This is a genomic window from Marinobacter sp. (assembly GCF_052091845.1).
Classification (GTDB): domain Bacteria; phylum Pseudomonadota; class Gammaproteobacteria; order Pseudomonadales; family Oleiphilaceae; genus Marinobacter.
The window spans coordinates 38,118-45,046 of sequence record NZ_JBQDCO010000032.1 but is presented as its reverse complement, the minus strand read 5'-3'; the positions used below and the strand labels follow the sequence as shown (position 1 = coordinate 45,046).

At 53.1% G+C, this 6,929-nt stretch carries 7 protein-coding genes; 2 read left to right on the top strand and 5 right to left on the bottom strand.

The genetic code is table 11. The annotated features are described in order from the left end of the window. Positions 1–88: 88 nt before the first annotated feature. Positions 89–1,291, bottom strand: a complete 1,203-nt coding sequence (tyrS, locus tag ACTHYN_RS11400; protein ID WP_441812570.1) for a tyrosine--tRNA ligase — start codon at positions 1,289–1,291, stop codon at positions 89–91. A gap of 310 nt (positions 1,292–1,601) precedes the next feature. Here tyrS and ACTHYN_RS11395 point away from each other — a divergent pair, with 310 nt between their 5' ends. Then, positions 1,602–2,975: an OapA family protein gene (locus tag ACTHYN_RS11395; protein WP_441812569.1), complete on the top strand. Its 1,374-nt coding sequence runs from the start codon at positions 1,602–1,604 to the stop codon at positions 2,973–2,975. 6 nt (positions 2,976–2,981) lie between these two features. Continuing rightward, entirely contained in the window at positions 2,982–4,079 is a 1,098-nt protein-coding gene (locus tag ACTHYN_RS11390; RefSeq protein WP_441812568.1) for an anhydro-N-acetylmuramic acid kinase, read from the top strand. 39 nt (positions 4,080–4,118) lie between these two features. On the opposite strand, the gene erpA is transcribed toward ACTHYN_RS11390, so the two are convergent. From erpA to argC, 4 genes are all read right to left on the bottom strand, one after another. Then, positions 4,119–4,451 carry an iron-sulfur cluster insertion protein ErpA gene (gene erpA / locus ACTHYN_RS11385; RefSeq protein WP_441812573.1) on the bottom strand — a complete coding sequence of 111 codons (333 nt, stop codon included), beginning with the start codon at positions 4,449–4,451 and terminating at the stop codon, positions 4,119–4,121. 84 nt (positions 4,452–4,535) lie between these two features. After that, positions 4,536–5,006, bottom strand: a complete 471-nt coding sequence (locus ACTHYN_RS11380) for a bactofilin family protein (protein ID WP_441812567.1) — start codon at positions 5,004–5,006, stop codon at positions 4,536–4,538. Positions 5,007–5,008: 2 nt separating this feature from the next. Then, positions 5,009–5,749 (bottom strand): DUF6776 family protein, encoded by a 741-nt coding sequence (locus tag ACTHYN_RS11375; protein ID WP_441812566.1) that lies wholly within the window; start codon positions 5,747–5,749, stop codon positions 5,009–5,011. Between the two features lie 9 nt (positions 5,750–5,758). Then, entirely contained in the window at positions 5,759–6,796 is a 1,038-nt protein-coding gene (gene argC, locus ACTHYN_RS11370) for an N-acetyl-gamma-glutamyl-phosphate reductase (protein ID WP_441812565.1), read from the bottom strand. Between the last annotated feature and the right edge of the window lie 133 nt (positions 6,797–6,929).

Genomic DNA, 6,929 nt, shown 5'->3' with positions numbered 1-6,929 from the left:
TGTCCCTCAAGCGAGATGCGCATTCTACAGAGCTGGGCGCAGGTGTCAACGGCCATCTTGAAAAAATCTCAAAATGGCCCTGGACTGCTCAACCTGTGATCAATATCCGTGCAATCTTCTTCTTGCCAGCCTGAATCACGCAACTATCACCTTCTACGAAGGATCGATCACCTTCAAATTGCTGCCCATCTACGAAAACGGCGCCACGCCCCAAAACGTCACGCGCGGCCGCTCCATTCTTTACAAGACCTGACAGACGCAGCACTGTGGCCATGAGGATTTCCGGCTGACCGTCCAGAGAGACCTCTACACTGGGTATGTTCTCCGGGATATCTCCAAGCCCCACCCGATTGCCCGCAGACTTGTGCGCCGTTTGCGCAGCCTCTTCATTATGGAAGCGGGTAATAATCTCTTCCGCCAGAAGCTTTTTGTAATCCTGGGGGTTAGCCCCACCCTCTACAGCCTTCTGAAACTCAGCCACTTCCGTAAGCGGGCGAAAGCTCAGCAACTCAAAATAACGCCACAACAAATCATCCGGCACAGAGAGCAGCTTGGTATACATCTCCCCGGGGGTATCGTTAACGCCAATATAATTCCCCAAAGACTTGGACATCTTCTGCACACCATCCAGCCCTTCAAGTATTGGCATGGTCAAAACAGCCTGAGGTAACTGGCCATAGTGCTTTTGCAGAATACGCCCCATAAGAAGATTGAACTTCTGGTCTGTCCCGCCCAACTCCACATCAGCTTTTAACGCAACGGAGTCGTAACCCTGAATCAAAGGATAGAGGAACTCGTGAATAGCTATAGACTGCTCGGCCCGGTAGCGCTTGGTGAAATCGTCCCGCTCAAGCATTCTCGCAACCGTATACTGGCCAGCCAGCTGAATCATATCCACTGCCGTCAGCTTACTCATCCACTCGGAGTTGAAGACGATCCGGGTTTTCTCCGGATCCAGGATTTTGAACACCTGCTCCTTGTAGGTAACGGCGTTCTGCGCCACCTGTTCGTCGGTTAGGGGGGGCCGCGTAGCGCTCTTGCCAGATGGATCGCCAATCTTGCCGGTAAAATCCCCTATCAGGAAGATAACCTCGTGACCCAGATCCTGGAACTGGCGTAATTTATTGATGAGCACGGTATGCCCCAGGTGCAAGTCGGGCGCCGTAGGATCGAAGCCCGCTTTGATACGCAAAGGGCGATTTTCTTTCAACTTCGCGATCAAATCGTCTTCGGGTATCAGTTCGTCTACGCCTCGCTTAATAATGGCAAGCGCCTCATCAATAGATGCCATGAATGCTTCATCCCCAGTCAGTTTGGTGAATTATCAGTTACAGACCTCAACAAAAGAAATCTGTGCGTTACCCGGAGCCCTGCTACAGTACAAATGCTCAGTTTTCAAACAAAACCATGCGGTCTGGACCGGCGCATTATACCGATAACGCCCCAATAAATCCGGCCAACAGCGCAACAACCGTAATGTTCTGCGCTGTTCCACATACTTTTTATGCGGTAATCTGTTGTTCTATACTTGGATAACAGCTTTAACTGGGCAGCACAAGCTGCCGGAATACCGATTAAAACGGATGCGATAAGTACCGAACATGTTCCCAAAAGCCCACATTACCATTGCTGCTGCCACAACGATTGTCGTGACTGCTGCTATTCTGATGAGCCCCAGCGCAGACGTTGAGGCCAAAAGAATGTCCTATACCCTTGATCTTGAGCAGGGTAAAGCGTCAAAAGCCGTCTCGCAAAAGTCGCAGCAAGAATCAAAAGAAGCCCCCGACGAAACAGTGGTTGCCGAAGCCCAGCCTCAAATCAACTCTGAGACGGCAGAGCAGCCAGATCCCGAGCCGACACCTCGCCTGGACTGGCAAACATTCGATATTGAGTCAGGCGACACCTTGTCCTCACTTTTCAAACAGGCGGGATTTAACGACGGCATAATGCTGGCTGTTATTCATGGCGAAGGAGAAGCCGACAAGTTACAACGCCTTTATGCTGGTGAGACCATTCGCTTCGGCAGTGACAGTGACGGCAAGCTTGCAGCAATCGAGCTTCAGCGAAACCTGCTCGAGACCCTGAGGATTGAGAAACAGGAAGAGTCGTTTAATGGCACGACCGAAATGCGGGAACCTGAACCCAGACCTGTATTTGCGTCAGGGACCATTGACGGCTCACTGTACCTCGCTGCCCGGGAGGCCGGGCTCAATGACCGCCTAACCATGAAAATGGCCGGCATTTTCGGCTGGGACATAGATTTTGTCTACGATGTTCGCAAGGGCGACCGGTTTGAGGTGGTATACGAGGAACTGTATCTCGATGGGGAAAAATTCGGCACCGGCCGCATTCTGTCTGCCCGCTTTGTAAACCGTGGAGAGGAGAACGTCGCCTTGCTGTACACCGATAGCAATGGCGATAGCGATTACTACTCCCCGGATGGTAAAAGCATGCGCAAGGCGTTTTTGCGGACCCCGATCAGCGCGCGCATTTCCTCTTCGTTCAACTTGCAGCGCCGTCACCCGGTTCTGGATGTTGTCCGCCCTCATGAGGGCACAGACTATGCCGCACCCACAGGCTCACCAATCAAGGCTGCGGGCAATGGTCGAGTCCAGTTCTCGGGATGGAAAGGCGGCTATGGTCGCACGGTCGTTCTGAAGCACGGCGACAACATTACAACGTTGTACGCACACATGAGCAAGATCGGCAAGAGCATGAAAACAGGCGCACGGGTTAAGCAAGGCGATACCATTGGCTATGTAGGCTCGTCTGGCATGGTTACGGGGGCACACCTGCACTACGAGTTTCGGGTTAATGGCTCGCCGCGCAACTCACGAACTGTAAAACTGCCGGATGCTCAACCCATTCCGGCCTCGGAAATGGCCAGATTCAAAAAGGTCACCTCGCAACAAATTGCACAATTCGAGGCGTTCAGAAACAACTACCAACACCTGGCCTTGGCCCCGGAAGACTGAAGCACAATGGATACGTGGATTGGACTCATGTCCGGCACCAGCATGGACGGCATAGACGCTGTGCTGGTGTCCTTTCAGGGTAAAACTGTCCGCATCCATGATTCACACTCCGCTCCCTACCCCGAAAATTTGCGCCAACGCCTGGTTATCGCGAGCCAAAACCAAGCGACACCGGATGAAGTCGGCGAGCTCGACACGCTAACAGGAACGCTTTTCGCAGACACCGCGGAAACTCTCATTCGTAAATCCGGTATAGAAAGATCCTCGGTTCGCGCCATCGGAAGCCACGGACAGACGCTGCGACATCAGCCTTCAGGCCTTGGTCGTTTTTCGCTCCAGGTGGGAAACCCTTCAATCATTGCAGAAAAAACCGGGGTCACGACGGTAGGGGACTTTCGCAGCCGGGACATGGCCGCTGGCGGGCAAGGCGCGCCACTGGTACCAGCATTTCACCAACATTTCTTTGGTTCTGAAACCGAGGACAGGTGCATTCTGAACCTTGGCGGCATTGCCAATATTACCTGGATTCCTTCCAACCAGAATAGTCCGGTAACGGGTTTTGACACAGGCCCCGCCAACGCCCTGATGGACGCCTGGTGCTTTGACCAAACTGGTCGCGCATACGACAAGGATGGTCAGTGGGCCGAGGAAGGAATCGTAGATCAGGCACTGCTAAGCGATATGCTGTCCGATGGATATTTCGAGCGCCAGCCACCCAAGAGCACAGGGAAAGAGAAATTTAATCTGGAATGGGTGAAAACACAGGTGCTGCGACACGACGGAATCCGGCCGGAAGACGTTCAGCGAACCCTGCTTCAGCTGTCGGTTATAACGGCTGCTCGGCAAATGCCTCAGACACCGGCCATGACCGTTTACGTTTGTGGAGGGGGAACTCGGAACCGGCTTCTAATGAAGGAGCTGTCTCAGACGCTAAGCCCTGTCCGTGCTCTCAACACCGACACGCTTGGCATTGACCCTCAATGGGTAGAGCCAACAGCCTTTGCATGGCTGGCCAGACAAACAATGGAGCGCAAGCCGGGCAACTTGGCCGAAGTCACTGGCGCACTTGGCCCTCGAATACTTGGCGCCATATACCCGGCTTAAGCCCAAGAGACGCTTCCAGACACAAACTGCCAGCAAAGCTCAAATGGTAAACGAGCTTCCGCAGCCACAGGTAGAGCTGGCATTGGGGTTCTGTACCACAAACTGGGAACCTTGCAGCCCTTCCTGGTAATCGACCGTGGCTCCCACAAGGTACTGATAGCTCATCGGGTCGATCAGCAGTGTCGCGCCTTCCCGTTCAATAACCGTATCTTCCTCATCCTGACTTTCATCGAATGAGAACCCGTATTGAAACCCGGAACAACCACCGCCGGTCACAAATACCCGCAGCCTGAGGTCGGTATTCCCCTCTTCATCAACAAGTTCGCGTACTTTGTTGACTGCGCTGTCGCTGAAAAACAGCGGCGCCGCCATTTGCTGCTGGACTACACTCAAGTTCGCCTCCGGATTACCTGATGGGACTTCATGGATTATGGTATTCCTGAGTAAAACAATCAACTATTCGGACTTTCCACCATCCTCTTCGGATGACTCACGGGCGCTTTCATTCGCCAATACACCCGCGGCTGAGGCACTATCCTGAGACAGCAGACCGGAAGGTTCGCGCTGATGAACAAGGCTGCCATTTACCGACGACCCTATGGCCATCTGGATAAGATTATAGTAAACACTGCCGTTAATAGCCGCCTTTTCAGCGAGTTCAAGATGGGCTGTTGCAAATACGTCGCCATTAACAGTGCCGTTAATTATCACATGTGGAGCGGCAATATCTCCGGTAATTTCACCCACTTCCGACACCCGCAAAACAGCATCACTGCCTTCGTCGGCCAGAACTTTGCCACGAACATGGCCATCCACATGCAGACCACCCGAGAAGTGTACATCGCCTTTGATCGTCGTGCGTGACGAAATCAGTGTATCAAAGTTGCCCGTGGGTCGGCGGGGCTTCTGCTTTTTCTTGCCAAGCATATTCAATTCTCCGTTAAGTCATTCCAGTTGAATGTGCGCTCAGCCTGCGCGGATTTTCGCCCTTTCGCCTGTGCAACCACTTGCACTTCAAGCGGCTCGAAACCACTAGGCAGTGCCAACTTGCCTTCCACGTCCTGGAAATACCGAAAGCGGAACTTCACGCCCAAATCTTCAATATCTTGAGACAGATCGCGCAATGCAATCACTTCTTTCTCATCACCGCGCATACCGATTATGTTGACAGCCACCAGGCCCGAAATATAACTCTTGTTGTTGCCAACCTGGGTGAGCACCAGCTTGAAATTATAGGTGCCGGCCTGTCGGTCGCTGGCGAGTGAAAAGCGGTCAACCTGCAACCCCTTGCTGGTCTCAGAGGGCGCCATGATATTTCTATAGAAGGTGAGGTCAGACTTAAGGTCACCGGCACGGCTTTCCAGATCAACAATAATTGTGCGGGCTTGATTCAGGGCCTGCTCGTCGATGAGTTTACCACGCTCAAGATTAACCAGCTTCTGTCGAGCCTCTCGATAATTGGCTTCTAGCGTCGCGACTTGGTCCTCCAGCCGCTCATTAGAAGCCTCGGCATTAGTGAAGCGAAAGCCGCCCTGAGCGAGGCCGGCTGCATAGCCGGCTACCGCGGCAATAACCGTGAATGCCAGTAAAATCAGCGTCCGCTTCAGCCGGTATCCTGGCCGATGGCGAATAACAACATACTTCTCAGCCGGCTTGCGTTGTTCGCTCACGGATATTCCTCAGGGCAGCAGTGCGGGTGCTTCAAGACCCTGACTTTCGTTGAGGCCAAACATAATATTCATGTTCTGGATTGCCTGGCCTGCTGCGCCCTTCACAAGATTGTCGATGACTGAGGAGACAATAACCACGTTACTCCGCTCCTGGCGATGCAGTGCCATACGGCACATATTTGCGCCTCGAACGCTGCGAGTTTCCGGATGACTACCAAAAGGCATCACATCCACAAACGGTTCGTCGCGGTAGCGCTCCTCAAACAATTGCTGCAGCCGATCGAAATCAGCCGGGTTGTTAAGCTCAGCGTACAGCGTTGCCTCGATACCACGAATCATCGGAATGAGGTGCGGCACAAATGTAACGCCTGCGGCCTTGCCCGCTGCCTCAGATAAACACTGGCTAATCTCGGGCAAATGGCGATGGCCTGAGGCACCATAGGCTTTAAAGCTTTCTCCTACTTCACCATGCAGCATGCCAATTTTGCTTTGCCGGCCACCGCCGCTGGAACCGGACTTGGCATCGGCTATGAGTCGCGATGGATCTACCAGACCCTGTTCCAATAAAGGCAGAAAACCAAGCTGCACCGCTGTTGGATAGCACCCCGGGTTGGCCACCAGCTGAGCTTTGGCAATTTCATCGCGGGCAACCTCTGGCAGCCCGTACACTGCCTTCTCCGCCCATTCTGCCGATTCATGAGGCATGCCGTACCATTGAGACCACACCTGAAGGTCTTTAAGACGAAAATCTGCCGAGAGATCCACAACCCGAACACCGGATGCCATAAGTTCAGGAATCATCCCCATAGCCACGCCATGCGGTGTTGCAAAAAACACCAGGTCGCAGGCTGCCAGAACACTGGGGTCTGGCGCGGAGTATGCCAAATCAAAATGACCACGGAGGTTCGGGTACATGTCGGCTACAGGCAAGCCGGCTTCCGATCTTGAAGTAATACAGCTGACTGTAACGCCCGGATGAACGGCGAGAATTCTGAGTAGTTCGACGCCGGTATAGCCGGTGCCACCTACGATACCTACTTTAATCAACTTGCACTCCAGCGATATAAAATCAGGATTTAGAAGTTTAGACGCGTAGTCTAACATGATAAACCAGTGACTTATTGCAGCTTACAGGGCGACGGTTACAATGTTGCCAAAAACCTTTACGCGAACCACCCTT

Coding starts and splice junctions, on each gene's coding strand:
- tyrS (WP_441812570.1), bottom strand. CDS start 1,291: ATGGCATCTATTGATGAGGCGCTTGCCATTATTAAGCGAGGCGTAGAC.
- ACTHYN_RS11395 (WP_441812569.1), top strand. CDS start 1,602: ATGTTCCCAAAAGCCCACATTACCATTGCTGCTGCCACAACGATTGTC.
- ACTHYN_RS11390 (WP_441812568.1), top strand. CDS start 2,982: ATGGATACGTGGATTGGACTCATGTCCGGCACCAGCATGGACGGCATA.
- erpA (WP_441812573.1), bottom strand. CDS start 4,451: ATGGCGGCGCCGCTGTTTTTCAGCGACAGCGCAGTCAACAAAGTACGC.
- ACTHYN_RS11380 (WP_441812567.1), bottom strand. CDS start 5,006: ATGCTTGGCAAGAAAAAGCAGAAGCCCCGCCGACCCACGGGCAACTTT.